This window comes from Microbacterium maritypicum MF109 (genome assembly GCF_000455825.1).
Classification (GTDB): domain Bacteria; phylum Actinomycetota; class Actinomycetes; order Actinomycetales; family Microbacteriaceae; genus Microbacterium; species Microbacterium maritypicum_A.
The window spans coordinates 1-445 of the sequence record NZ_ATAO01000134.1 but is presented as its reverse complement, the minus strand read 5'-3'; the positions used below and the strand labels follow the sequence as shown (position 1 = coordinate 445).

1 protein-coding gene is annotated in these 445 nt (G+C 66.3%); it reads right to left on the bottom strand.

Annotated features, from left to right (window positions below; genetic code table 11):
- The coding region (locus tag L687_RS28320; RefSeq protein ID WP_021199178.1) for a DUF2871 domain-containing protein at nucleotides 1-311 on the bottom strand (311 nt) is incomplete at its 3' end.
- Nucleotides 312-445: the final 134 nt, after the last annotated feature.

Below are 445 nucleotides of genomic sequence, written 5' to 3'. Positions count from 1 at the left end.
GACGACTCCTGCCCGAGCACCGTGAGGCAGCCGTGCCAGATCATCATGGCCGACGTGAGCACCAGGCCCGCGTTGTACAGCCAGAAGAACCAGCCGAACAGGCGGCTCTCGGAGAGCGCGAACACCTTCTCGAGGAGCAGGACGATCAACAGCACGATGAAGCCCAGCACGAGCAGGTGCGTGTGCACGAGCCCGAGCTGCGTCGCCTCCCCCTCGGGGAAGCCGTTGATCTTGGTGAACTCTCGGTAGAAGAGTCCGGAGGCGACGCCCGCGATCATGGAGGCGAACGCGGCGGTGAAGAGTCTGCGCATCGGGAATCCTTTCGGTCTGATTCCAGCCTCGGCGTCGCGGCCGTTCCGGGGATCCATCGAACGGTTGACAGGGTCCGGCCCCGCACACGCGGCCCGCGCCAGCGGGCGACTCGGAGCAGACCGGACTCAGAGCA